Origin of the sequence: Pseudomonas oryzihabitans (assembly GCF_007665395.1) — a bacterium.
GTDB lineage: Bacteria > Pseudomonadota > Gammaproteobacteria > Pseudomonadales > Pseudomonadaceae > Chryseomonas > Chryseomonas psychrotolerans_C.
The window spans coordinates 64221-89356 of sequence record NZ_VDND01000009.1 but is presented as its reverse complement, the minus strand read 5'-3'; the positions used below and the strand labels follow the sequence as shown (position 1 = coordinate 89356).

Genomic DNA, 25136 nt, shown 5'->3' with positions numbered 1-25136 from the left:
GTATTGGCGAGCCCGTCCGTGCCGGCCAAGGTCTCGAGGGCGCAGGAGGGTACACTGAGTCCTTGCCGACCGGGTAGGCTGCAACTGCTGCCTGGGCTGCCGTATTCGGCGCCGTCGGCCGGTCCAAGTTTCAATGTCGGGTGGAAAAATCCTATGGCCGTGTTTTTGCGTTTCTGCGCGCTCCTGGGGCTGGTGCTGCTCGCCGGCTGTGCGGCGCGCCCCTTCGGTCCGCCGACCCTGGACGACCGCCTGGCCGAACTGGGCTATCGCCAGGGCGCGCCGGTGGCGACCATTCTCGGCTTCGATCTCTCCGGCTGGCGCTATCTGGACAGCCGGCACCTGGCCCTGGGGACCGGCCTGGGCCGGGCCTACCTGGTGGATTTCGCCGTGCCCTGTCGCAACCTCGCGGCGGGCAATCGCCTGGGCTATCGCTCCCGCGCCGCCGGGCTGCAGGCCGGTGATGCGCTGGTCTCCACCGATGCCCGTGGCAGTCGGCTGGAATGCCCCATCGCCGGTCTGTCGCGCCTCGATCCGCTGCGCTGAGCCGCCATGATCCTCACCCTCGGGCATTCCAATCATCCCCTGGCGCGCTATGTGGAACTGCTGCAGGCCCAGGGCGTGACCGCCGTGGCCGACGTGCGCTCCCAGCCCTATAGCCGCCATGTGCCACAGTACGGCCGCGAAGCCTTGCGCGAGGGGCTGGCAGCCGCCGGGATCGCCTATGTCTTCCTCGGCGCGGAGCTGGGCGCGCGCAGCCCCGACCCGGCGCATTACCAGGACGGTCGGCTGCGCTACGACCGCCTGGCCGTCAGCGCGCTGTTCCAGCAGGGACTGCTGCGGCTGGAGCAGGGCCAGGCGCGTTGGCGCATCGCCCTGCTGTGCGCCGAGCGCGATCCGCTGACCTGCCATCGCGGCCTGCTGGTGGCGCCCTGCCTGGTGCAGCGCGGCTTGGCGGTGAGGCACATCCACCCGGACGGTCGCCTGGAAAGCCAGGCCGAACTGGAGGATCGGCTGCTGGCCGGCAGCGGCCTGGCGGATGGCGATCTGTTCAGTTCGCGGGAGGAACGACTGGCGCGGGCCTACGCCCGCCATGGCTGGGGTTGAACGCTCAGCGCTCGACCGGCTCGCGCTTCTTCCACCAGCCGGCGAACAGGCCAATGGGATAGACGCTGACCAGCACGGCGTAGACCACCCAGGTGCGCCAGGACCAGGCCGACAGCACGAAGCCCTGGGAAAAGCCCACCAGCAGATAGCAGGCCGCGGCGACTAGCAGGATGCTGCCGAGGGCGCTGCCGAAGCGGGGTTTTGGCGTCATGGCGGGTCATTCCGGGACTGGGCGGCTGGGGCGTCCCTTTTAAGCCGAAGCGCGACAGCTGGCAATGCCCCGGACTGCAACCAGGTGTGTGCGGTTCCTCTCAGGGCTTGAACGCGCCGATGAAGATGCTGGGGTCGACCCGCACGTCGTTGAGGCTGACGTTCCAGTGCAGGTGCGGCCCGGTAGCGCGCCCGGTGCTGCCGACGCGGCCGACCACGCCGCCGCGGGGCAACTGCTGGCCGACCTGGACGTCAATCCGCGAGAGGTGGCAGAACATGCTGATGAAACCCTGGCCATGGTCGACGAACACCGTCTTGCCATTGAAGAAGTAGTCGCCCACCAGTACCACCTTGCCGGCCGCGGGGGCCTTGACCGGAGTACCGGCCGGCACGGCGAAGTCCAGGCCGGAATGGGGATTGCGTTCCTGGCCGTTGAAGAAGCGGCGCAGGCCGAAGGGGCTGGACAGCGGACCCTCCACCGGTTTGTCCAGCAGCAGGTTGCTCGGCTGGTTCGGCGAGAACAGCCGGTAGGCGGCCTGCTGCTCGGCCAGCTCGCGCTCGAACCTCTTGAGGTCCTCGGGATTGGGGGTGACCTGGCGCTGATTCTTCAGGGTGATGCGCTGTTCGGCGTAGTGGCGGTTGCCGACGACGAACGCCAGGGGCGCCGCGCCGACGACCTCCAGTTGCTGGCGGCCGGCGGCCGTCCCCAGGGGGATGCCGACGATGGCCACCCAACCATTGCCGTCCTTGACCACCAGCACCGGCTTGCCCTGGTAGCGCACCTGCGGCGCCCGTTCGCCGGTGACCGGCACCACGGCCACGCCACCCGGCACGGGTTTGTCCAGCAGGCGTTGCAGATAGGTGCCGGCGTGGGCCGAGAGGGTCAGCAGCAGGCAGCAGAGCAAGGCGAACAAACGGGACATGGACGCTTCCGGTTAGCGAAAACGCCCATGCTGGGGCAGGCGAAGGCCGCAGGGCAAGGCGCTGGCGGCCCGCTTCGTCAGTTGGGCACGATCTTGTAGAGCACGGTTTCCAGCGCCGGCTTCTGCTTGGGATCGAAGAAGCTCATCTCGGGAATGCGCGAATCCGTGACGTAGACGGTACCGTCCGGACCGCGGCCGAAGGTGTCCGGCCAGCTCAGCTTCTTGTCCTGGACCAGGGTGGTGAGCTGGCCATTCTCGCGGACCTTGACCGCATGCTCTTCCACCGCGCTGACATAGAGGCGGCCCTGGGGATCCATCAGCAAGCCGTCTGCCGGCCCGTTCTCGCCGACCTTTTCCACCTTGGCCGGCAGGCTGGCGAGGTCGTCGCCCTGCAGGGCGACAGTGGGGATGCGATAGAGGGTGTTGCCCTTGACCGCCTGCCAGTAGAGGTAGTCGCCAGTGGGCGAGAGGGCGATGCCGTCGGCGGCGAACTCCACGCCGCGGCCATCGGGCCGTACCAGCGGCTTGCCGTCGGCCTTGACCTTGACGCCCTTCTCGGCCTGGGTGGTGGGATCGCCATCCAGGGCGCGGCGGGCCTTGCCAGTCTCCAGATCCAGCACCACCAGGGCGCCCCGGGCACCGGAGTCGGTGATATAGGCATGGCGGCCGTCGGGGCTGAATCTCACGTCGTTGAGGTAGCTGCCCTGGGGCGCCACGCTTTCGTCCAGGGAGTAGACCTTGCTGACCTGGTTGCTGGCCAGGTCGATCTTCACCAGCTTGGGCGCGCCCGGTACCACCAATGCCTGGGCGGGAGCGCCCGGGTCGATCACCCAGAGACTGCCGCGGCCGTCGGCCACCACGGATTGCACGCAGACCCAGCGATCGCCCGGCGTCAGCGCGTCGCGCTGGGCATTGCGCCAGCCGTTCCAGGCCGCGTCGGGATAGGGCACCAGGCTGCCATCGGGCTTGAGCTCGGCGACCGAGACCTCGCTGTCTTCGGTCCAGCGCGGGAAGTTGACGAAGATCCGCCCGCTCTCGCTGACGGTGACGCCGGTCACCTGGTGATCGAAGCTGGCGACCTTTTCCAGCGTGGCGCTGGACTCGGCGGCGAAGGCTGCAGGGGCCAGCGGCAGGACCAGCAGGGTGGCGAGGGCGAGGCGGGAGAGGGCGAGGTTGGGCATGGCAGTGTTCCTTGTCGAGGATGACCGGAAACGCCGGTCCTACAGGTACGACTGTGCCGGGCGCGGCGAAGGTCGCCAGGACCGACGACTGGCCGGGCGTGCCTCCACGGGGAACGCGCGTGGGAATCCGGGAGTCCTCCTTGAAACCTCAACAGGAGACATCCATGCCCCGTCCAGTAGTCGCCAGCAGCCTGGCCCTGGTTACCCTGAGCGCCCTGCTCGCCGGCTGCGACAAGCCACCGGAAACGCCGCCACCCCAGCGCAGCGAGGTGGTGCAGAAGAGTGCCCCCGGCAGCGATCCCGCTACCCAATCGCCCGGGCGGACGGTGGAGCAGACCCACAAGGACCTGCTGGCACCACGGGCGCCGGACACCGCCAATCCGTCCCAGGTGACACCGCAAGGGACGGAGCGGGCGCAGTAATCTTCAGCGCCTGTTCATAAGCTCGCGAGCTGGAGCCAAACCAGGAGAATAGGCCTGAGGAAGCGGATCGGACCCGCGCTCGGGTTTGCCCAGGGTAACTGAGCATTCCGAGGGGCTTTTCGACGCAGTCTGGCCGACGCGCAGCAGGCGCTGAACAGGCTCTCAGCTCGCCGGGACGCCCTTCTGCCAGGTGTCCCAGTGTTCGACGATCTCCCGCACCAGCGGATTGCCGGTGCGATAGAGATTCTCCAGCGCCGGGACGAAGCCGCCCTGCTTGGCGTAGTCGAGCAGGTTGTCCACCTCGGAGGCGCCCTTGGCCGGGCGGTCGAAGTCCGAACCGGCGCGGACCACCGCCAGGCGTTGCAGGTCGACCTTGCCCAGGCGGCTGGCGCGCAGCAGCGCCTCGTAGGTGGCGTTGTCTTCCTGCTGGGTGGTGCAGTAGCGACCTTCGCCATTGGTGAGCAGGCGCGTCCATTCCTCGGCCCGCTCGGACAGGCGGGTCCCGGAATACCAGGTGTCGCCGGCCAGGGTGTCGCAGCGGGTCACCACCGGCGGCTGGTTGGCCGGGGCGTAGTCGTAGCGTTGGCGCCAGGCCTTGGATTCCGCACTCTCGGTCAGCTCCGCCTGACGTGACAGGGCGTAGGCCTTGTCTCTCAGCCGCACGTTGAGTTCGAACACCTCGGTCTTGTAGTCCAGCGGCGGCTTCTCGCCCGGACCGCGGGTATTGATGCCCAGGTAGCCGGTCGGCCAGTCCTTGGGTACGTCACGCGAATCCAGTTCCCACTGGATACCGAAGTCCACCAGGTAGCGCGCCCAGGCGGTGGTGCCCAGGGTGCCTTCCTTGGGGCTGATCCCGGCGATGCCGGCGACCAGGAAATAGGTCTTGCGCAGGTCGAGCTTGGGCGACAGGGTCAATGCCAGGGTCGAGGCGGCGGCGTTAGTATGCCCCATTCCGGTGGTCATCAGGCACACCCGTGCCTCATTGCAGAGCACATTGGGATAGTCGGCGGAGAGGCCATCCACGGCGATCTTGCGGGTGAGCTTGAGGCGATCGATCCAGGTCTGGGCCTCGGGGGCGAACATCGCCACGATCATGACCTTGGGCTGCACCGGTGCGGGCGCGGCGGCGTGGGCGGCACCGGCCAGCAGGGTGGTGGCGAGGGGCAACAGGGAGGAGCGCAGAAGGACGTGCATGGAGAGCCTCGGTAGGTGAAATCCTGACCGAGGGTTCAAGATGCGTGCCACCATCGGTCCGGGTTGGACCGATTAGTCCAACAGAGACAGAGTGGTCGGTTCCTGGTGGTTGTCCAGTACCCGCACCGCCAGTTCGCCCTCGGCGAGCCGGGCGGTGAGCCGTTGCCCATTGCTGACCTCCCCGGCGGACCGCACGGCCTGGCCACGCTCGTCGAGCAGGATGCTGTAGCCACGCCCCAGGGTCGCCAGCGGACTGACGATCTGCAGCGTCTGCACCGCACCGGCCAGGCGTTGCTGGCGCTCCTTCAACTGCCGCTGCATGACCCGTGGCAATTGCTCGGCCAATAGCTCCAGCCGTTGGCGCAGCTGCGCCAGCTGGCGTCCGGGGTGTTGGCCGGCGAGGCGGGTCTCCAGGTGAGCCAGGCGATCGCGGCGGCGATTCTGGGCGATGACATAGGCGCGGCGCAGGCGCAGGTCCAGGTCGTCCAGGCGCTGGGCCTGCTGGCGCAGCCGTTCGCCGGGATGGCGCAGGCGGCGACTGCAGGCTTCCAGGCGCAGGCGCTCGCGGGCCAGGCGCTCGCGCATGCGCAGCAGCAGCTGGCGCTGCAGGCCGTCCAGCCGCTGGCGTAGATCCGCGCTGTGGGGCGCCAGCAATTCAGCCGCCGCCGACGGGGTCGGGGCGCGCACATCGGCGACGAAGTCGGCGATGGAAACATCGGTCTCGTGGCCCACGGCGCTCACCACCGGGGTCTGGCAGGCGGCCAGGGCGCGGGCCACGGGTTCTTCGTTGAAACACCAGAGGTCTTCCAGGGAGCCGCCGCCGCGGGCCAGGATCAGCGCATCGAAGCCCTGGCGATCGGCCAGCTGCAGGGCACGGACGATCTGGGCGGTGGCCTCGCGGCCCTGTACGGCGGTGGGGATCAGGGTCAGCTCCACCTGGGGCGCGCGTCTCCTGAACACGCTGATGATGTCGCGGATCACCGCACCGGTCGGCGAGGAGACGATGCCGATGCGCTGCGGATGGGCCGGCAAGGCGCGCTTGCGTTCGGCGGCGAACAGGCCCTCGGCGGCCAGCCGCTCCTTGAGCGCCTCGAAGGCCAGGCGCAGGGCACCGTCGCCGGCCGGCTCGACGCTGTCGAGGATCAGCTGGTAGTCGCCGCGGCCCTCGAACAGCGAGACCTTGCCGCGCACCTTGACCGCCAGGCCGTCGCGCAGTGCCTGGCGCACCCGGCTGGCGTGCTGGCGGAACAGGGCGCAACGCACCTGGGCCTGGCCGTCCTTGAGGGTGAAATAGAGGTGGCCCGAGGCGGGCTTGGCCAGGTTGGAGATCTCGCCCTCGACCCAGACCTGGGCGAAGACGTCTTCCAGCAGCACCCGGGCGCGGCTGTTGAGCTGGCTGACGCTGAGCACCTCGCGGTCGAGGCCGAGGCGGGCAAAGGGATCCTTGAACATGGGGCGCTTTCTGTGGCTTTCGTCGGCCTCACCTTAGCAGCTCTGGGCGCGCGGCGAGCAGCGGATTAAGCTGCGCGCCCCGTTCTTCGAGACCTAGGTTCCATGACCCTGCGCCAGACCATCCTCGCTCCTCGTATCTCCAGCCATCCGCGAGGGGAGCGCACCGCGGTGGAGATTCTCGGCTGGCTCGCCGCCTCGGGCGTGGTCAGGGCCGAGGCCTCGCCCTGCCTGCCCAGTCGCGGGCGGCGTGGCCATGCGCCGGGGCCGCGACTGACCGAGGTGCTGCGCCTGGCGCCGGGCATGGACGATCCGCGCGACTATGCCGATGGCGGTCTGGAGATCGTCACCGAGCGCTGCATCTTCACCCCGCTGGACGGCTTCGAAGGCCGCGCCCGCTGCCCCGCCTGCCGCCGCGAGATCGGCGAGGCGCTGTTCGAGCACCTGGAGGTGTGGATGCCGGCGGAAAGCGACAACTTCACCTGCCCGGAATGCGATCACGAAGACGACATCAACGGCTTCGATTTTCCCCAGCCCTGCGCCTTTTCCGACCTGGGCTTCATCTTCCACCACTGGCCAGCGCGGGCCTTCGCTCCGGCGTTCTTGGAAGAATTCCGGAGGCGGCTGGGGCAGCCGTTGGCGGTGGTGGAGGTGTAGGGGTTTCCTTGGAGGCTTCATCGCGGCCATGGGCCGCTCCTACAGGGCTGATGTTGCTGTAGGAGCGGTCGCTACGGCGCACCGGCATGGCCGCGATAGAGGGATAGATCCGTAGCGTGGAAAACCGCGTAGCGCTTTCCACCGGGCACGGTGCTTGGTGGTAGGTTCGTCGAAGCCCAACAGGGGCACGCTGCTGGACGTGCGCGGTGTTGGGCTTCGCGTTGCTCAGCCCAACCTACGGGAGAGGGTAGGTTGGGTTGAGACGGCTCTTTCGTCGAAGCCCAACAGGGCCAAGGTCAGGCCTGGATCTGTTGGGCTTACGCCTGCAGCTTGCGCAACCACTCCAGCCCCGCCGAGGTATCGCCGCGCGGACGATACTCGCAGCCGATCCAGCCGTCGTAGCCGAGGGCGTCGAAGCGTTCGAACAGGTAGGGGTAATGCAGCTCGCCCAGGTCCGGTTCGTGGCGGTCGGGCACCCCGGCGATCTGCACGTGGCCGATGCCGGCGAAGTCCCGCTCGAAGGTCTTGCTGACGTCGCCCTCGACGATCTGGCAGTGGTAGCAGTCGAACTGCACCTTGAGGTTGCTGGCGCCGATGGCCTGGCGGATGGCCTGGGCGTCGTCCTGGCGGTTGAGGAAGTAGCCGGGCATGTCGCGCGGATTGATCGGCTCGATGAGGATCGTCACCCCGGCCTTGGCCGCCTGCTCGGCAGCGTAGGCCAGGTTGCCCAGGTAGGTGTCGCGGGCGCTGGCCCGGTCGACCCCGGCGGGCAGCAGGCCGGCCATCACATGCACCAGGCGATTGCCCAGCACCGCGGCGTACTCCAGGGCGCGGTCGATGCCGGCGCGGCACTCGGCCTCGCGACCGGGCAGGGCGGCCAGGCCGCGTTCGCCGGCCGTCCAGTCACCGGGCGGCGCGTTGAACAGCACCTGGGTCAAGCCGGCGGCGTCCAGGCGGGCCTTGATCTCGGCGGCGGAGTGCTCATAGGGAAAGAGGTATTCCACGGCCTGGAAGCCATCCGCCGCGGCGGCGGCGAAGCGGTCGAGGAAGGCCTGCTCGGGATAGAGCATGCTGAGGTTGGCGGCGAAACGGGGCATGGCGATTTCCTAAGTCAGACGAAGGGCCAGAGCAGCAGGGTGATGGCGAAACCGAGGCACCCCAGCAGCGTGGTCAAGACGGTCCAGGTACGCAAGCCGTCGGCGACGCTCAGGCCGACCAGCTTGGTGAAGATCCAGTAGCCGGCGTCGTTGATGTGCGACACCGCAAGGCCGCCCGCGCCCATGGCCAGGCACAGCAGCGCCATGTGGTTGGCCGAGAGGTCCAGGGTGGCGATCAGCGGGCCGAGGATGCCGGCGGTGGTGACCAGGGCTACGGTGGTGGAGCCCTGTACCGCGCGCAGCAGCAGGGTCAGCACGAAGCCCAAAGCCAGTACCGGCAGGCCGGTGGCGCGCAGCAGTTCCGAGACCACCGCGCCGATGCCGGTATCCACCAGCACCTTGCCGAAGACGCCGCCGGCACCGGCGATGAGGATGACCATGGCCACGCCGGGCAGCGCCGAGCCGATGACCTCCGAGACCTGCTCCCGCGACCAGCCGCGGCGGAAGCCCAGCACATAGGCACAGAGCAGGGTGTCGATCAGCAGGGCCACCAGGGGCGCGCCGACCACGGTCAGGATATCGCGCAGCAGGTTGCCGGCGGGCAGCCAGCTGGTGGCCAGGGTGCCCAGCAGGATCAGCACGATGGGCAGCAGGATCAGGGTCACCACCAGGCCAAAGCCGGGGGCCGGGGCGGGCGGCAGACCGGCGGCGATGCCGGCCGGGGTTTCGTCGACCTGGACCGCGGCGGCGCCGAGGCTGGGCAGGCCCGGGGCCATGTCCTGGCCGCGGCCCCATTGCTGCAGGTGGGTATCGGTGATCTGAGCGCCGTAGACGTCGGTGCGGATGTCGTCGGTCATGGGGTAGTGGCGGCGGGTCATGCGCCCGGCGATCCACCAGCCGACCAGCGCCAGCACGGCGGTGATCGGCAGGCCGAACAGCAGCACCCGACCCAGGTCGGCGCCCAGCTGGCCGGCGGCGGCCACGGCGCCCGGATGGGGCGGCAGCATGGCGTGCACGGTGAGCATGGTGGCGCACATCGGCAGGGCGAAGACGATCAGCGGCTTGCGCGCGGTGCGGGCGATGCCATAGGCCAGCGGCATCAGCACGATTACCCCCACCTCGAAGAACACCGGGATGCCGACCAGGAAGCCGGCCAGGGTCAGGGCCAGCGGCGTGCGTCGGTTGCCGAAGCGCTCGATCAGCGTCTTGGCCAGCGCCTCGGCGCCACCGGAGAGTTCGATGATGCGGCCGATCATGGCGCCCAGGGCGATGATGATGGCGATGTGGCCGAGGATCTTGCCCATGCCGCCTTCGATGGTGGCGACCAGCTTGGACGGCTCCACCCCGGCGGCCAGGGCCACCAGGATGCTCACCAGCATCAGCGCCACGAAGGGCTGGAACTTGTACTTGAGAACCAGGAACAGCAGCAGGGCGATGCCCGCCGCGGCGATGAGGACCAGCAGCAACGGACTCATGAACGGGACTCCGGGCGGGTGAGGCTGACGACGTGGGACATGGCACTTTCCTCGCTATTGTTGTTGTTCAGGGCAAGCCGCTCCCGCGACGGCCAAAGGCGGCCATCGTGGGCGGGTATTTCAGGGGGCGGGCTTCAGGTCACCAGACGGCGCCGAAGGTCTCCGCCAGTTCGGCCAGGGCAGCGGCATCGAGCGGCGCGGGGCGCGGCTCGGTCAGCAGCCACAGCCGCGCGGTTTCTTCCAGCTCCTCCAGGGCGAAGCTGGCCTTGCTCACGCTGCTCTCCCAGACCACCGGACCGAGGCGTTCGAGCATCACCCCGCGGACCTGGTTGGCCAGTTGCGCCACCTGCTCGGCAACGCTGGCGGCGCCGGGTCGGGCATAGGGAATCAGCGGGATATGACCGACCTTCATCACCTGGTAGGGCGTGATCGGCGGCAGGATGTCGTCCGGGCGCCAGACGCCGGCCAGGGTCAGGGCCACCAAATGGGTGGAGTGGGTATGCACCACGCCACCCACGCCGGGATTGCGGTCGTAGACCTGGCGATGCAGGGCCAGGGTCTTGGACGGCTTGTCGCCGGAGACCCAGTCGCCGTTCAGGCCGACCTTGGCGATGGCCGCCGGATCCAGGCGACCGAGGCAGGCATCGGTGGGGGTAATCAGCCAGCCGTCTTCCAGGCGGGCACTGATGTTGCCAGCGCTGCCCACGGTGTAGCCGCGGGCATAGAGGCTGGCACCGACGGTGCAGATCTCTTCGCGTAGCCGGGCTTCGGCGCTCATGGCTGTTCTCCTGCCAGCTGGCGCAGGGCCTTGGCAAAGAAGTCGCGACTGCCGAAGTTGCCGGACTTGAGCGCCAGGGCCAGGGGTTCGCCCTGTACCTGGCCGAGGGTCGCCGGCACGCCCGGATCGATCTGGGCGCCGATGCGCAGGCTCCGCACGCCCAGCGCCTGGACCACGGCGCCGGAGGTCTCGCCACCGGCCACCACCAGGCGGCGCACGCCGCCGTCGAACAGGCCGCGGGCGATCAGGCCGAGCGCACGTTCCACCAGCTCACCGGCGCGTGCTACGCCCAGCTCGCGCTGAATGGCCTTGACCTCGTCGGCGGGGCTGGTGGCATAGATCAGCACGGCCTGGCCCTGCTCGCGCGCCCAGGCGAGGGCGGCGTCGATACTGTCGTCACCCTGGGCCAGCGCCAGCGGATCCAGGCGCAGGGCCGGGCGACCGGCTTCCAGCCAGGCGGCGACCTGGCCATTGGTCGCCTGGGAGGCGCTGCCGGCCAGCACGGCTTCGCCACCGGCGGCGGGCAGCTCCAGGGCGGCGGCATCGTGCGCCTGCAACAGGCCGGCGCGGCGGAAATTCTCCGGCAGGCCCTGGGCGATGCCCGAACCACCGGTCACCAGGGGCAGCTCGGCACAGGCCGCGCCCAGGGTATGCAGATCGGCATCGGACAGGGCATCGGCGATGGCCAGGCGATGACCCGACTCGCGCAGTGCGGCGATGGCCGCGCGTACGGCTTCAGGGCCCTTGGCGACCTGGTCGTAGCGCAGCAGACCCACCTTGCCGCGGCTCTGGGCTTGCAGCACCCGCACCAGATTGGAGTCGCCCATGGGCGTCAGCGGGTGGTGCTGCATGCCGGACTCGCTGAGCAGCTGGTCCTGGACGAACAGATGGCCGCGGAACAGGGTACGCCCGGTCTCCGGGAAGGCCGGGCAGGCCAGGGTGAAGTCGCAGTCCAGCGCCTGCTGCAGGGCCTCGGCCACCGGGCCGATGTTGCCTTCCGCGGTGGAGTCGAAGGTGGAGCAGTACTTGAAGAAGAATTGCCGGCAACCGCGCTGGCGCAGCCAGGCGAGGGCGGCCAGGGATTCGCTCACCGCCTCGGCGGCCGGGGTGGTGCGGGATTTCAAGGCCACTACCACAGCGTCGGCGGCTTCCAGTTCGGCATCCGCCGCGGGTACGCCGATCACCTGCACGGTGCGCATGCCGCCGCGCACCAGCATGTTGGCGAGATCGGTGGCGCCGGTGAAGTCGTCGGCGATGCAGCCCAGCAGCGGGCGGGTCTCGGTCGCGCTCATGGGTTTCACTCCGCGGCCTTGGGCAGCTCGATGCCCGGGAAGATCTTGATCACGGCCGAATCGTCTTCACGACCGTAGCCGGCGGTGGAGGCCTGCATGAACATCTGGTGGGCGGTGGCCGACAGCGGCAGCGGGAATTTCGAGGTGCGCGCGGTATCCAGCACCAGGCCCAGGTCCTTGACGAAGATGTCCACGGCGGACAGCGGGGTGTAGTCGGCCTTGAGGATGTGCGGCACGCGATTCTCGAACATCCAGGAATTGCCGGCGCTGTGGGTGATTACCTCGTAGAGGGCCTCTGGATCGACGCCTTCGCGCAGGCCCAGGGCCATGGCCTCGGCGGAGGCGGCAATATGCACCCCGGCCAACAGCTGGTTGATGATCTTGACCTTGGAACCCTGGCCAGGCGCATCGCCCAAGCGATAGACCTTGCCAGCCATGGCGGCCAGGACCGCCTCGCCCTTGGCATAGGCTTCCGCGGTACCGGAGGTCATCATGGTCATCTCGCCGCTGGCGGCCTTGGCCGCGCCACCGGACAGCGGGGCGTCGAGCAGCAGGATGCCGCGCTCGGCCAGGCGCTCGCCCAGCTCGACGGCATAGGCCGGCGCCACGGTGGCGCAGGCGATCACCAGGCTGCCCGGACGCAGGGCAGAGACGGCGCCGCCTTCACCGAACAGCACGGCTTCGGTCTGCTCGGCGTTGACCACCACGGTGATGAGGATGTCGCAGCTGTCGGCCAGGGCCGCAGGCGAGGTGCAGGCCACGCCGCCTTCGCTGGCGAAGGCTTCCAGCACGCTGGCGCGCACGTCACAGGCATGCACGGCGAAGCCCGCGCGCAGCAGCGAACGGGCGACGCCCAGACCCATGGCCCCGAGGCCGATGACACCGACGTTGTCTTGCATCTTGTTGTTCTCCGTAAAAAGCTCAGGCGAAGCCAGCCTGCCGTAGACGGCGGGCGGCGTTGTAGATGTGCTGGCGGGCGGCGTTGGCGGCGGCCAGGGGATCGCCGAGGCGAATGGCGGCGACGATGGCCTGGTGTTCTTCGTGCACCTGGCGGGAAAAGTCCTCGCGCCGCGCCTCGTTGGTGCGGGTGATGCGCGTGGCCGTCTCCAGGTACTGGCTGACGAATTCCAGGGTCCTGATGAAGTAGGGATTGCCGGTGGCCTGGGCGATGGTGCGATGGAAGGCCACATCGGCGCGCACCCCGTCATGGCCGTCGGCGACGTCTTCGTCGATGGCGGCCAGGGCCTCGTCGATGGCGACCAGGTCGGTCTCGCTGCGGTTGATGGCGGCTTCGGAGGCGATCTCGGCCTCGATGGCGCGGCGCAGGTCGAGCAAGTGGAAGACGCTGCCGGGTAGGCTGGCTTCGTCGGCATCGATACGCAGCGGGCGGATGGCGGCATGGGCGGTGACGAAGATGCCGCGACCCTGCTGGGGCTGCAGCACGCCTTCGTTCTTCAGTCGCGAGATGGCTTCGCGCACCACGGTGCGGCTGACCCCGAAGGCTTCGGAGAGCAGGGCCTCGCTGGGGATCTTGCTGCCGGGGGCGAAGACGCCGGCTTCGATCTTGTCCAGCAGTTGCTGGGCGACGTTGTCGCTCAGGACGTTGGCGGGAACCTTGGCAAACATGGAGACCTGCTTATCTGGTTGTAAGGTTGTCATACAGGTTGTGACGTTACTGTCGCATAGGCTTTTGGCTTTGTGTAGTGGTTTTGGTGGAAGCACTACGGAATTTTTGTGACGGGTTCTACGGGTGGCAGAAGCGAGCCAGAGCGGACGGGAAGTGTTATAATATAACATCTGCTGGTGGAGAACTGCCCATGACCCCTGAAGAACTCCTTGGCCAACCCGATGTGAACTACATGAACGAGGCCCAGCGGGGCTTCTTCCGCGCCTTGCTGCTGGCCCAGCGCGGTGATCTGCAGCGGCTGATCGATGAGCAGGTGGAGGACTTGCGTGCCGTGGACGCCCACGGCGATCCGGCCGACGTCGGCAACGCCGAGCAACAGCGCCAATGGCAACTGCGCCAGCTGGAGCGGGAGAAGAAGCTGCTGGACAAGATCGACGAGGCCTTGGAGCGCCTGGCTCGCGAGGACTACGGCTGGTGCGCCGAGCACCCCTAACACAGCGTGCATGGACATGTCACCCCTACATGCTAGCCTGTGGACAAAGCATCTAGGAGAGAGATATGGCGCGTTTAGAGCTAATAGTGTTTTCTCCTATTCATCCAGATTTCGACTTCGCCAATATCCTTGATTACAAGGCTATTAGCGAAGAAGTAAAGGTAGATAGCTTTCCTCAACTTTACTGGAAGAATCGATTTCCATGGAACGCGGCAAACCTATATCTTCATAGTCGTGTGAATGAAATTATAAGGTCAAGTATAAGTGTTCTAACTCTCGTATCAATTGCGAAGAGTTTGCTAGCTTATATGCGATTTTTAGAAGAATACGAGTTAGCTTGGGATAAATTTAATTATCGAGAATCCGTCAGGCCTCTAAACATGTATAGAGGATATTTGATCGATAAGAGAAATAAAGGGCAGATCGCATCGTCACTAGCATCTTTCAGGATGAATAGTGTATTAAATTTTTACAGGTGGACGCAGGATTCAGGTGTTATAGAAGCGCCGGAAAATTTATGCGCTGATACTGAAATTTCATTTAGCCATATAACCTCGAACGGATTGATACGAAAATTAAAGGTAAGGTCGTCTCGCTTGGCGGTTCCTAATAGGTCTAGAAGAGGAACGATTCTCGAAGACGGGCTTCAACCTATTAGTAAAGAAGATCGCGACGCTTTACTTGAAGTGGCGAAGGAGCGCGCATCAATTGAGTTGTATCTGATGTTGCTGCTCGGGTTTTATACCGGTATGCGTATTGGAAGTATTTGCGATTTAAAAATCAAAACGCTAGAGACAGCCTTTCGCCATCATTCGACGCCAGAGCTCTTCTGGATCAGGATTGGCCCTGGCGCAATCGGGGCTCCAGTTAAGACAAAAAATAACGTAAATGGAGAAGTTATCATTCCGAGATTTCTTCTCATGGAGCTTCTCGTCTATGTTAAAAGCCCTCGGCGGCTAATAAGGGCGGCGAAAGCTCCGTCGCTAAATAAAGGGCATGTGTTCTTGAATAGAAACGGGAGAAGTTACTATGACGAAAAAAAGTTAGGACATCCTACAGTCGATGTAGAAATGTCTCGGTTAAGAAAGAAAATAGGCGAAAAATCTATAAGTACTCATCATTTTAAATTTCACCAGACACGAGCCACGTTTGCTACTAACGTTGCAGAGATTGCTTTAGCGAATTGTGGTGAAAATATTGGTGGAGCTATCGCGCTGGTGCGCGAACTTCTTTTGCATAAAAATGAGAGTACATCAATGCGTTATATAAAGTTTGTTCAGGAACACGGTGTGCTCAGCAAATGGGCTGATGACTTCACTAGAGACGTTATCCAGCATGCCATCTCTGTTCGAGAGAGAAAGTGACCATGTTGGATAAATACCCAGATCTAAAAGTCTCATTTAGCTTTGGTCAGAGCCGTTCATTTGCAAATTTCTTTATCAGATGTCTTTATAAAAATGCATTTAAAGTACCATATCGGGTGTTCATGACCTCTGCCAGTTCAGGGTCGTATTCAGACCCTGATACCGCGCGTTTGAAATTAGTCAGGATTCTACGTAACAACTGCGTCAATAAAATGGAAAGTGGTGTAAGTTTGCGCGGATTAAGCGAAGAGATGATCATTCTATCCAGGATGTTCCGATTCGCTGACGACTACGATTTGCGTTTAAATGTTACGTCTGTAACGAAAGTCTTTGCGGCGTGGACAGACTATATGTACGAGGAAGTCAGAAAAGGTGAGGTGAGCGGAGGGCGTGCCTATCACATGATTATGACTGTCATGAAAACCTTCTTAAGGGGTATAGCTGATCCGTTTCAACTGAAAAAACTCGCAGGACTCGCAAGGTTTGACCGCCGGCAAAAACAACAGCGAGATTTATCGATCAGCGAGGGGGTAGTTCTAGACTATTGTGCAGATCTACTCGCTATAATCGAAGAGCTTACTATAGAGAGGATGCTACAAGCACTGCCAGTTCGCGTCTATTTTGGAAGCTATGGATTTTGGGCAGAGCTCCCATGTAGCTTGAAACAACCATATAGAATGATACGCCCTCAAGAGATTAGAAATAGAGCGCCGATATCTGCAGAGGTCTTGTTAAAAAAAAGATCTCCTCTGGTGAACCTAAGGATTCAAGCCGAATTGTCGTATTTTATAGCGCAAACGGCTATGAATCTAGGGCAGGCCATTGAATTAACTTTAGGTGATTACCGGTTTCAATCTTGGAAAGGCGGTTACGAAGTAAGAAAGTACAAAGGTCGCAGAAAAGGTGATGTCCTCTTTTTTTTATATCCAGAGTATCTGTCACACTTTAAGCAATATCTTGAGTTTAGAGAGCATCTGAAATTATACGTAGATCGGGATGAACTGTTTCCATTAAATATCAATAGGTCGAACTCGACCATTAACGACAAAGGCCTGAGAACGTTACAAAACGCATTGATTCGCGCACGTCGCGTATATGTATCACCTATGAAACTAAGGAAAAGTAAAAGCAATTGGTTGTTAAAGAGAGGGGGCTCGCCGCGCGTAGTGGCTGACATGATGCAGCACACCGTAGAGACGCTTTACCGAAATTATTCGAAACCTGATCCTTCGCTTGCCAAGATCGAATGGAAGAATTTCTTTACCTTATTGGATAAGACAAGCCCGACCGTAGCACTCGGGCTGTGTTCCAAGATCCCCGGCAGGGTTGATGGCTATGAAGGCTCTCTACTTCTTCCAGACTGTAAAAATGTCGCTGCATGTCTTTTTTGTACCAGTTATAGCGGCGTAGCGAGCTATGACTACGTATGGTCGCTCATTTCCTATCGATATTTAAAGTTAATTGAGAGTGTTAATTTAAAAAACATCTCTTCCTTGCCTCCTGTGCTTGAGCAATACGAAATTTTGCTCACAAGGATTGATGAGATTCTAACTGCATTTTCGGGCCAAAACTCAAAATGCCAAGGATTTATTGATTTGGCTAATGAAAATGTTCTACAGGAAAATTATCATCCAAGGTGGCGGCTCTATATTGCTCTTGTTAATGGTGGAGTCAAATGAAATTATCCTCCAATGATAATCTTATATGTGGAGTTGGTTTTTCGCGTCAATTCCCTCCAGCAAATGACCATCCGATAGTTCAGTTGTCAAATGGCGCCGTATTGTCCAGGTACGGAGATGCCGAATGGAGATTTCCCGGTAGGTCGGGTGGATTTATTAAAGTTCATTTCGGAAACGACCCGTCGAAAAAAATCAGACTAAACGACGAAAATGGAAAGCGTCTTCGGGAGCTACTTTACTTTATTTATGCGAAAGGTTCGCACCCGATACGCCCTTCGACTTTGCGTCATTATTTTAACTGTCTGCTAGGCATATTTAGATTGTGTGATGAAAAAGGTATATTAATTGATGAGCTTGAAAATTTTCCTAGAGTTATAGATGAGGTCTCAGCTCGGTGTCTTTCTTCAAAAAAAGAATGCACAAGACAGCTTTTATTAAACATATACTATCTTAAGGAAGATTTAGGTTTTTTCATACTGTCGCCACAAAGTGTGAATCGAGCATTTCTCAACGATTTGCCTGTCGTTATTTCTCAGACGCCCTATATTCCCACGCGTATTTGGACCTACCAAACGTCTCGCTTATCTGAAGCGCTCTTAGACTTCGTGTTGCATAAAAATCGCATACGTGAGGTATTCATCGATATCTCTAATTTGTATCTAGATGCTTTTGGTGTTGAAAGAGCGTTCGAAATTAAGCAGGCGTGCGATCGTAAATCGCTTAAGGTCATAAATCACAAAGTTCGCCAGTATATAATTGATGCTGGTTTGGATGAGCTACTCAGTAAGTGGGGGGCTGACTACAAGTACAATGGCTTTCGGACCGCCGGCAGAACCCTGTCAAAATATCTGAGCGCCATGGTTTTTATAGGAAACGTTTACATTGCAAATTATAGTGGGCTTAGAAAGCAGGAATTACAAAGCTTAAGGGCCTCTTCACTTTATTCAGAGAATGATAATCTATTTGGCGAGATTTTTTTAATAAGAGGAAGAACTACTAAAGCTGTCAGCGATGATAATGCCAAGTGGATAACTTCTTCAAAAGTGAAGGTTGCTTTTGAGGTGTTGAAAGAGATTGCCGAGCTTCGAATTTGGATTGCTAAGCACAATCCGAAACTTCAATTAAGTGAGCAGGATGTCATTGATCCATTGCTCTCCATAGGTAGTTACGAGCCTTGGGGGCGTGGATGCAGAGATCACGTTTCTGATCATGCTATCTTTCTTCTGAATTTGGATTATTCAAGATGGAAAGAGCGTTGTCCTGGATTGTTCAATACTGATGATCTCATAGTCACTGCGGAAGATATGCACGAGGCTTTCTCTGCCACAGATTCCTTAAATGCGACTAAAGTACAAGTCGGTCAGCCGTGGGGTCTTTCGTTACATCAGTTGCGTCGAACGCTTGCCGTGAATGCTGCATGCTCTGGATTGGTCAGCAATAGATCGTTGCAGTATGAATTGAAGCACTTGACTCCACAAATGGCGTTCTACTATGGTCGAAACTCATCACGGTTTACGTTTGATAGAAGTATGGTAAATGAATTTCGTGCTGAGGTATTTGACGGCATCGCGCGTGAGGCTCTACTGCTTAAAGAAGATAGGTTCATTTCTCCCCTAGGCGAAGCAAACAAAAATATCCTCGTTTCATTCATGTCTGTGGGTGATCTTAAAAAAATAGCAGGCTTGGCGCGTAAAGGAGAGATTGCTTTGCGTCCTACCATGGCAGGTCTGTGCCTTAGTACAGAATTTTGCCCGTCTGGAGGTATAGATAATATTGAGGAATGCATGTCTTGCTCCAAAGCACTATTTGATAGATCCAAACGGCCAATGCTCGCTGGCCTTCTAGAGGATTTGAGAGAGATGCATAGCCTTGAAGAAGACGAAGCACTTCAATCGTCGACGGGACGACAGGTAAAGTTTCTGGAGAAAGTGCTTTATGAAGTCTACTGATAAATCAGCCACCGTCGAAGGCACGGCTGAGGACGATTTTAGGAGTGCTTTTTACCGACTGAAGGTTGGAAGGCCGTCTGTTCTTCCTAGTGGTGCAAAAGTCTCACAAAATAATGTTGCTAAGGAGGCTGGAAGGGATCCGTCTGCTCTTAAAAAGAGTAGATATCCTAATCTAGTTTCTGAAATTCAAGAATGGGTTTCCAGCACATACTCTAACCCTGCCTCAAACAGTCAAGGTGTAAAAAAGGTATCTAGGTGTAGGGAAGAACGGCTTAAAAGCATAATTGCTATACTAAAACGTGATCGGGATATTGCTCAGAGCCTTCTGATAGAGGCGCATGCGAAAATTTTAGAGTTAAACAAGGAGTTATCTCTATATAAAAAAGATGATAAGCCTCGTACAAATATCACGTTTCTATGATTAAAAAATCAGGTTCGCACTATCGAAATGATAAGAATTTTTTCTCAGGGATTTGGTTATCTGGGCACTGAGCAATTTGGCTATCAGTTCACCGTGGTAACTCTCGCCTTGTTGTAAAATAAGACTTACCGTTTTTTGCGAAACTTCCAAAATCTTTTCCTTTTGTCTGACTTTGGTAGATTGCTCTCCCATCCTCGCATCCATCCTTCATACGCATGGTCAGAAGGTATCAAGCCTACATTTTCGTCAAATAGCGAAAGCTCTCTCGTAAATCGTTTTTCACCGAACGTTTTTTTGTATTCTTTAGAAACTTCGATTCCTCGTAGTGTAAGGCAGCCTGAAAGCTTGTATGCGAAGAATAATACATCGTCTGTGTAAGTCGCTATGCCCTTTACAGCAGAGCCGTATTCATCATTCACTACGCCGCCAATAGGGATCGATAGGTAATAATGCTCTGGCTTAAACCCATGAGGGAGGTTGCCACTTTTAAATGCTTCCAATAGAGTATTATAGGCGCTTATCATTCCGTTGAGATTGCCTACGCTATCCCTTAACGCTATGATTGATTTCACCCCATTTGGTGAGGTGCTCATGTCTTTGAGCACAAGATTTTGCAGTTCAGAAATCGGCGGCTCTATGGTTTGGAGCTTTCGGTTTTTTATTCTTAGTTCAAATATAGAATTTCTGTTCTCGTTTTTTTTGTATGCTTCGAATGCGGCTACAGCTTCGTTGAATTCTTTAAGTATCTCTGAGGAATACTGCTTTTTCAGGGATCCTGCGAGATCTATTGTCGACGCACATATGGTTATGGCTATGTCGACGCTACGCATCTCTGAGAGAAGATCGTGTTTGAGTTTCGTCCTATCGGCGATACGCCCGGCCATCCACGCGCCCACGCCCGCGCCAAATCCTGCGCTAATCACTGCGCTCACCCACGCTGCTCCATCAACATTCAAAAATGGTTGTGCCCAAGAAAACAGAGGAGAGGTTGCTGTGTAAACGCCATTGATTGGCTCCCATAATTTTGTCATTTATCTGCCTCGTGGGGGCTGGTTTGCTAACCAAACGCTGCTAACCATTCAGTTATCGTAAAATCCAAAAGCTAGTCAGCGTTTAGACTGCCATGTTTGTTGGACGGTTTTTTAACACCAAAGCTTGGCTTAGTGAAGAGTTTTATCCAAAGCCGCTCGCGTTGGGTGTTTTGTAGCACTCGAGGGCTGTTTTGAATGACCTTTAGCTTTTTTACCGGATGAAGCAAGCTGTCCCTATGCGGTTGCAGTCCACCAAAACGGACCCGGCTCGCGACTTTTTTAGCGTATAAGATCAATGACAAGTAGGGAAGAGGGAGATGAAAAGGTAGAGGCAGAGGCATGATTGGCCTAACAATTCGTTGCATCACGCTCCTAAGTTTACGATGGTCAATCTCGTCAGCCTAATCGACATCCTTGAAGGCTTCGAAGAATCTCTTCTAAAATCGATTTCGCGAGCTATGCCAAAGCTTCTTTAGCTGGTTGTTAGATAACACCTGCTCGCCAGCTAAAGAAGAAAATAACACCAGCTCATTTATGTGGCTAATTACCAGCCTTGCTCGATTTGAAAACCAATGTTCGAGCCATGAAGGTCATTGCCAAAGGTTCCAGTACTGGACAGCGCCGTTCCCGGGTCAAACTGATCTGCCGCCGCTTGCGCGGCACGGTTCCAAGCGGCATAGGTGTAAAACAGGCGAACTTCCGGTCGGGTCTTGAACTCTGGACCTTTGGGAGACCAGGTAGGCGCCAACGTCAATTTGGTCAGCTTTCGAGTGCCTCCCGGAGCCTGGACACGATCATGACCGAGTTCGGTAGAAAATTTGAATTGATCAGTGATGCCGTATACCAATCGTCCGCCGATCGACGTCCATCGCAAATCACTTCCGTTCGGACGCTCATCCTTTTGGTAAAGCGCCGCAACCTGGCCGCCCCAATAACGGCTGATCTGCCAGGTGTAGTAATCAAGGACTCTGTAGGATACGTCGGCACTGCTTAAGGTTGGATCGCCAGTACTGCCTAGCGCTGTGCCAGGACCCTGCCCGCGTTGAACAGCGAAGGTGTTTAATCCACCTGTTCCGAGGAAGTCGACCTGTTTGTGTTGCAGCGTTACTGCTATGCCGCTATTCGCATTCTGCTGGTTGCTGGGCTTGTCCAGGTAGCTAAGGCCGACCTCCAAACTTCCGTTGGGGTTTGTCTGGAAGCCGGCGACGTTGAAGTCATAGCGATTAACGAAGTCCTTCTGGTTCTGGTTATCCTTGCGCGAGAAGGCAATGCTGTACTTCAGCCCGCCAATCAGGACGTCTTCTATACCACCGCCCGTCGCGCTCTGGTTCCAGTAGAAGAAGTCATTGATGCTGATGTCATTTCGTTTGTAATACCGACGACCAGCCCAGACGTTACCACCATTTAATGCAGCGATATTGTTCCAATAGGCGTAAGCCTGGGGTGCGCGAATCTCCCCATTGTCACCGTTGAATGTGGGCGTTTTGTCATAGCGGTTGTAGAAGCTCGCCATTCCAAAAACGCCTACAGTCGATCCGTCGTTCATGCTCAGGATGTCTTGCTTAGCCGCAAGTTCACCATACTGCTCGCATTCATTGCCGAGCCGGTATTTAGCTTGCGCCCCTTGAAGCTTGAAACAACGCATTGAATCCGACCCACTCGAATCACCGAGCCCTGTACGGAAATATCCGGTTGTCTCGAAAGCGTATGACATCGGAGAGGCGGCAATGCCTACGACCGCCGCGAAACTGACTACTTTTATTTTTTTCATCTTGATCCCGTCATTTTTATTGTTGTCCTTTGGATAGCCTAGAATCGTACATATACCTCTTATGCATCAGGCTCTATGGCGGATATTACGCCTCCGATATCCAGCCGCTATCGATACTAGCTATCTAAAGGTCACCTCTAAAGCGTCAAATAATAAAATCTGTATTTCATTATGGAAAAACAGCAAGCATAAAAAAAGCCGGGCAATGCCCGGCTTTTCTTCTCGCTTCCGTTAGGCGGGATTACCCTTATTCTTTTGATAGACGTCGACGAAAACTGCTGCCAGTAGCACGGCGCCTTTGATCATCTGTTGGTAGTCGACACCGATACCTAGGATCGACATACCGTTGTTCAGAACGCCCATGATGAAGGCTCCGATTACGACACCGACGACCTTGCCCACACCACCAGATGCCGAAGCACCGCCGATAAAGACTGCGGCGATCACATCGAGCTCGAAGCCCAGGCCGGCTCGGGGTGTTGCGCTGTTCAAGCGAGAGGTGAAAATCAGCCCAGCGATTGCGGCCAGGATGCCCATGTTGACGAAAGTGAAGAAAGTCACCTTCGCGGTATCGATCCCCGAAAGCTTTGCCGCCTTGAGGTTGCCACCGACCGCATAGATCCAGCGTCCGAGAACGGTCCGATTCATGATGAACGTATAGACGGCAATCAGCACGCTCATGATGATCAGTACGGTTGGCAGCCCGCGATACGTCGCCAACTGGTAGCAGAAGAAGACGATCAAGGCGGTAAGGACGCCGTTTTTCAGCAGAAACAATCCCTTCGAGCCGACCTGACCGCCATTGCGAGCCAGGCGTTTACGGCTGCGCAGTTCGACAACCCAAAAGGCTCCTGCCACCAGGATGCCGACCAGGAGGGATGTCAGCTTCAGCCCGGTACCTTCCAACAGCTCCGGAATGAAACCCGAACTGATAGCGGTGAAGTTTGCAGGAAAGGGTCCTATCGACTGGCCGCCCGAGATCGCGATGGTTGCACCGCGGAAGACCAGCATTCCTGCAAGCGTCACGATGAAGGACGGCATACGCCAGAACGCTACCCAGTAGCCTTGAGCCGCACCAATAACTCCACCTGCAAGAATGCAGATAATGGAGGTGGTGATGAAGTCCAGTTTCATCTGGACCATCAGTACTGCCGCAATCGCGCCAATGACCCCTACGATTGAGCCCACAGACAGGTCGATGTGACCGCAGACGATCACCATCAGCATGCCCAACGCCATGACCACGATGTAGCTGTTCTGCAGCAGCAGGTTCGTCAGGTTTAGCGGTTGCAACAGCGCGCCGCCTGTTGCGATCTGGAAGAACACGACAATCACGAGCAGCGACGCCAGGAGTCCGTACTCCCGAGCACTACGCTTGAGGGATGGCATCAAACTGCGCTTCTGCGCCAGGGGAGCCGTTACTTCACTCATGAGAGGACCTCATTTTTCATGATGGCGTGCATGATTCGCTCTTGCGATGCAGCCGCGATGGGAAACTCGCCGACAAAACGGCCTTCGTTCATCACATAGATTCGATCGCAGGTGCCAAGTAGCTCTGGCATTTCCGAAGAGATCATCACTACGCATTTGCCGGCTGCGACGACGTCATTCACGACCGAATAGATCTCGTACTTGGCGCCTACATCGATGCCTCGTGTCGGCTCATCCAGGATGAGTACTTCCGGATCAGCGAAGAGCCACTTGCCCAGCACCACCTTCTGCTGGTTGCCGCCCGACAGGTGCTCAACAGGCTGCTGTACGTCCGCGCTGCGGATACGAAGCTTCTGGCGGTAGCCACCAGCGACCTCGGCTTCCTCATGCTCCTTGACGACACCCTTTTCAGAGAGCTTGGCCAGATTCGGCAGACTGACGTTCTTGGCGATTCCATCGCCCAACACCAGCCCCTGACCTTTGCGATCTTCAGTGGCATACGCGAGGCCCCTGTCGATTGCCTTGCGGACGGTGCCAACATCGATTGCTTCGCCATTAAGGCGTACCTGGCCGCGAATCTTGGTACCGAATGCCTTGCCGAAGATGCTCATGGCGAGCTCTGTCCGCCCGGCTCCCATGAGGCCAGCTATGCCGACAACTTCGCCGCGACGGACGTGAAAATTGATGTTCTTGATGAAGTCCTGTTCCGGCCGGTCTGGCTTCGCGACTGACCAATCCCGAACTTCGAACATGACTTCGCCCAGGTTGGATGTCCGCTTCGGATAGCGATCCGACAGCTCTCGCCCAACCATGGCTTTGACGATCCGATCTTCCGAAACGTCGGTAGCGTTGCAATCAAGCACGTCCACCGTCGCGCCATCGCGGATGACGGTGATGCTGTCCGCGACCCGTGAGATTTCGTTCAGCTTGTGCGAAATGATGATCGAGGTGATACCACGCTCCTGAAGCTCCAGCATCAGGCGCAACAGGGTGTCACTATCCTTTTCATTGAGGCTTGCCGTTGGCTCATCGAGGATCAGCAACCGGACATCTTTCGCCAGCGCCTTGGCGATCTCGACCAGCTGCTGCTGGCCGATACCAAGCTGCGACACCAACGTCTGGGGCTCCACGTTGAGGCCTACGCGGCTAAGGAGCTCCCGAGCTTGACGATGTGCCTCATCCCAGGCGATCACGCCGTATTTGGATCGCTCATTACCGAGGAACAGGTTCTCGGTGATGGACAGCATCGGCACGAGCGCAAGCTCCTGATGAATGATGCAGATGCCAAGAGCTTCACTGTCGCGAAGGTTCGAAAACTTTCGTTCCTGGTTGTCATAGTGCAGCGCACCTTCGTAGCTACCGTACGGATAGACACCACTCACGATCTTCATGAGCGTCGACTTACCCGCGCCATTTTCGCCGCAGATTGCGTGGATCTCGCCTTCCCGCACCTGCAGGCTGACATTGCTCAGCGCCTTCACAGGCCCGAAGCATTTTTGGATGCCGCGCATGTCGAGAATCATTTTTGTCATTGTGCTTCTCTGCTTCGCTTATCGGCGTGCACCGATAGCCGAGACCGCGGCTACCG

The 25136-nt window shown here is 59.0% G+C and carries 23 protein-coding genes and 1 pseudogene; 9 read left to right on the top strand and 15 right to left on the bottom strand.

Features of this window, described 5'->3' with window-relative positions:
- The first annotated feature begins 153 nt into the window (after positions 1 to 153).
- Both FSV73_RS18220 and FSV73_RS18215 read left to right on the top strand, forming a co-directional pair.
- The gene (locus FSV73_RS18220; protein WP_222119457.1) at positions 154 to 543 is read left to right on the top strand and encodes a DUF6491 family protein; all 390 of its coding nucleotides are present in this window, start codon (positions 154 to 156) and stop codon (positions 541 to 543) included.
- Between the two features lie 6 nt (positions 544 to 549).
- Complete coding sequence (locus FSV73_RS18215; protein ID WP_145009414.1) at positions 550 to 1104, top strand: DUF488 domain-containing protein; 555 nt, start codon at positions 550 to 552, stop codon at positions 1102 to 1104.
- A 4-nt stretch (positions 1105 to 1108) separates the two neighbouring features.
- On the opposite strand, the gene FSV73_RS18210 is transcribed toward FSV73_RS18215, so the two are convergent.
- From FSV73_RS18210 to FSV73_RS18200, 3 genes are all read right to left on the bottom strand, one after another.
- Entirely contained in the window at positions 1109 to 1315 is a 207-nt protein-coding gene (locus FSV73_RS18210) for a hypothetical protein (protein ID WP_145009411.1), read from the bottom strand.
- A gap of 100 nt (positions 1316 to 1415) precedes the next feature.
- Positions 1416 to 2237, bottom strand: a complete 822-nt coding sequence (locus FSV73_RS18205) for a peptidoglycan DD-metalloendopeptidase family protein (RefSeq protein WP_145009408.1) — start codon at positions 2235 to 2237, stop codon at positions 1416 to 1418.
- Positions 2238 to 2314: 77 nt separating this feature from the next.
- Positions 2315 to 3418 carry an L-dopachrome tautomerase-related protein gene (locus tag FSV73_RS18200; protein WP_145009405.1) on the bottom strand — a complete coding sequence of 368 codons (1104 nt, stop codon included), beginning with the start codon at positions 3416 to 3418 and terminating at the stop codon, positions 2315 to 2317.
- A 164-nt stretch (positions 3419 to 3582) separates the two neighbouring features.
- Here FSV73_RS18200 and FSV73_RS18195 point away from each other — a divergent pair, with 164 nt between their 5' ends.
- Entirely contained in the window at positions 3583 to 3840 is a 258-nt protein-coding gene (locus tag FSV73_RS18195) for a hypothetical protein (RefSeq protein WP_145009402.1), read from the top strand.
- A gap of 162 nt (positions 3841 to 4002) precedes the next feature.
- Here the strand turns inward: FSV73_RS18195 and FSV73_RS18190 are convergent, their stop codons facing one another.
- A complete protein-coding gene (locus tag FSV73_RS18190) occupies positions 4003 to 5034 on the bottom strand; it encodes a purine-nucleoside phosphorylase (protein ID WP_145009399.1) in 1032 nt (343 codons plus the stop codon).
- 72 nt (positions 5035 to 5106) lie between these two features.
- Positions 5107 to 6486: an exodeoxyribonuclease VII large subunit gene (gene xseA / locus FSV73_RS18185; RefSeq protein WP_145009396.1), complete on the bottom strand. Its 1380-nt coding sequence runs from the start codon at positions 6484 to 6486 to the stop codon at positions 5107 to 5109.
- Positions 6487 to 6588: 102 nt separating this feature from the next.
- Here xseA and FSV73_RS18180 point away from each other — a divergent pair, with 102 nt between their 5' ends.
- On the top strand, positions 6589 to 7140 hold the full coding sequence (locus FSV73_RS18180; RefSeq protein ID WP_145009393.1) for a sugar ABC transporter ATPase: 552 nt from the start codon (positions 6589 to 6591) through the stop codon (positions 7138 to 7140).
- Positions 7141 to 7457: 317 nt separating this feature from the next.
- On the opposite strand, the gene otnI is transcribed toward FSV73_RS18180, so the two are convergent.
- The 6 genes from otnI to FSV73_RS18150 all read right to left on the bottom strand — a co-directional run bounded on the left by otnI (position 7458) and on the right by FSV73_RS18150 (position 13408).
- Complete coding sequence (otnI, locus tag FSV73_RS18175) at positions 7458 to 8237, bottom strand: 2-oxo-tetronate isomerase (protein WP_145009390.1); 780 nt, start codon at positions 8235 to 8237, stop codon at positions 7458 to 7460.
- 14 nt (positions 8238 to 8251) lie between these two features.
- A complete protein-coding gene (locus tag FSV73_RS18170; protein ID WP_145009386.1) occupies positions 8252 to 9712 on the bottom strand; it encodes a GntT/GntP/DsdX family permease in 1461 nt (486 codons plus the stop codon).
- Positions 9713 to 9851: 139 nt separating this feature from the next.
- The gene (gene otnC, locus FSV73_RS18165) at positions 9852 to 10490 is read right to left on the bottom strand and encodes a 3-oxo-tetronate 4-phosphate decarboxylase (RefSeq protein WP_145009383.1); all 639 of its coding nucleotides are present in this window, start codon (positions 10488 to 10490) and stop codon (positions 9852 to 9854) included.
- On the bottom strand, positions 10487 to 11782 hold the full coding sequence (otnK, locus tag FSV73_RS18160) for a 3-oxo-tetronate kinase (protein ID WP_145009380.1): 1296 nt from the start codon (positions 11780 to 11782) through the stop codon (positions 10487 to 10489). The genes otnC and otnK overlap by 4 nt, the downstream gene beginning before the upstream one ends.
- 5 nt (positions 11783 to 11787) lie before the next feature.
- Positions 11788 to 12681: an L-threonate dehydrogenase gene (gene ltnD, locus FSV73_RS18155; protein ID WP_115946413.1), complete on the bottom strand. Its 894-nt coding sequence runs from the start codon at positions 12679 to 12681 to the stop codon at positions 11788 to 11790.
- A gap of 22 nt (positions 12682 to 12703) precedes the next feature.
- A complete protein-coding gene (locus FSV73_RS18150) occupies positions 12704 to 13408 on the bottom strand; it encodes a FadR/GntR family transcriptional regulator (RefSeq protein WP_145009377.1) in 705 nt (234 codons plus the stop codon).
- Between the two features lie 191 nt (positions 13409 to 13599).
- Between FSV73_RS18150 and FSV73_RS18145 the strand changes: the two are divergent.
- The 5 genes and pseudogenes from FSV73_RS18145 to FSV73_RS18125 all read left to right on the top strand — a co-directional run.
- Positions 13600 to 13893, top strand: a pseudogene (locus FSV73_RS18145) (RNA polymerase-binding protein DksA); the annotation flags it as partial.
- 74 nt (positions 13894 to 13967) lie between these two features.
- A complete protein-coding gene (locus FSV73_RS18140; RefSeq protein ID WP_145009374.1) occupies positions 13968 to 15266 on the top strand; it encodes a tyrosine-type recombinase/integrase in 1299 nt (432 codons plus the stop codon).
- Positions 15267 to 15268: 2 nt separating this feature from the next.
- Positions 15269 to 16945, top strand: a complete 1677-nt coding sequence (locus FSV73_RS18135) for a tyrosine-type recombinase/integrase (RefSeq protein WP_145009371.1) — start codon at positions 15269 to 15271, stop codon at positions 16943 to 16945.
- A complete protein-coding gene (locus FSV73_RS18130) occupies positions 16942 to 18894 on the top strand; it encodes a hypothetical protein (protein WP_145009367.1) in 1953 nt (650 codons plus the stop codon). Before FSV73_RS18135 ends, FSV73_RS18130 begins: the two co-directional genes overlap by 4 nt.
- Positions 18881 to 19315, top strand: a complete 435-nt coding sequence (locus FSV73_RS18125; protein ID WP_145009364.1) for a hypothetical protein — start codon at positions 18881 to 18883, stop codon at positions 19313 to 19315. The genes FSV73_RS18130 and FSV73_RS18125 overlap by 14 nt, the downstream gene beginning before the upstream one ends.
- A gap of 125 nt (positions 19316 to 19440) precedes the next feature.
- On the opposite strand, the gene FSV73_RS18120 is transcribed toward FSV73_RS18125, so the two are convergent.
- From FSV73_RS18120 to mmsA, 4 genes are all read right to left on the bottom strand, one after another.
- Positions 19441 to 20346 carry a hypothetical protein gene (locus FSV73_RS18120; protein WP_145009361.1) on the bottom strand — a complete coding sequence of 302 codons (906 nt, stop codon included), beginning with the start codon at positions 20344 to 20346 and terminating at the stop codon, positions 19441 to 19443.
- A 544-nt stretch (positions 20347 to 20890) separates the two neighbouring features.
- Positions 20891 to 22117 carry a carbohydrate porin gene (locus FSV73_RS18115; RefSeq protein WP_145009358.1) on the bottom strand — a complete coding sequence of 409 codons (1227 nt, stop codon included), beginning with the start codon at positions 22115 to 22117 and terminating at the stop codon, positions 20891 to 20893.
- A gap of 231 nt (positions 22118 to 22348) precedes the next feature.
- Positions 22349 to 23548, bottom strand: a complete 1200-nt coding sequence (mmsB, locus tag FSV73_RS18110) for a multiple monosaccharide ABC transporter permease (RefSeq protein WP_145009355.1) — start codon at positions 23546 to 23548, stop codon at positions 22349 to 22351.
- Positions 23545 to 25080 (bottom strand): multiple monosaccharide ABC transporter ATP-binding protein, encoded by a 1536-nt coding sequence (gene mmsA, locus FSV73_RS18105; protein WP_145009353.1) that lies wholly within the window; start codon positions 25078 to 25080, stop codon positions 23545 to 23547. The genes mmsB and mmsA overlap by 4 nt, the downstream gene beginning before the upstream one ends.
- Positions 25081 to 25136: the final 56 nt, after the last annotated feature.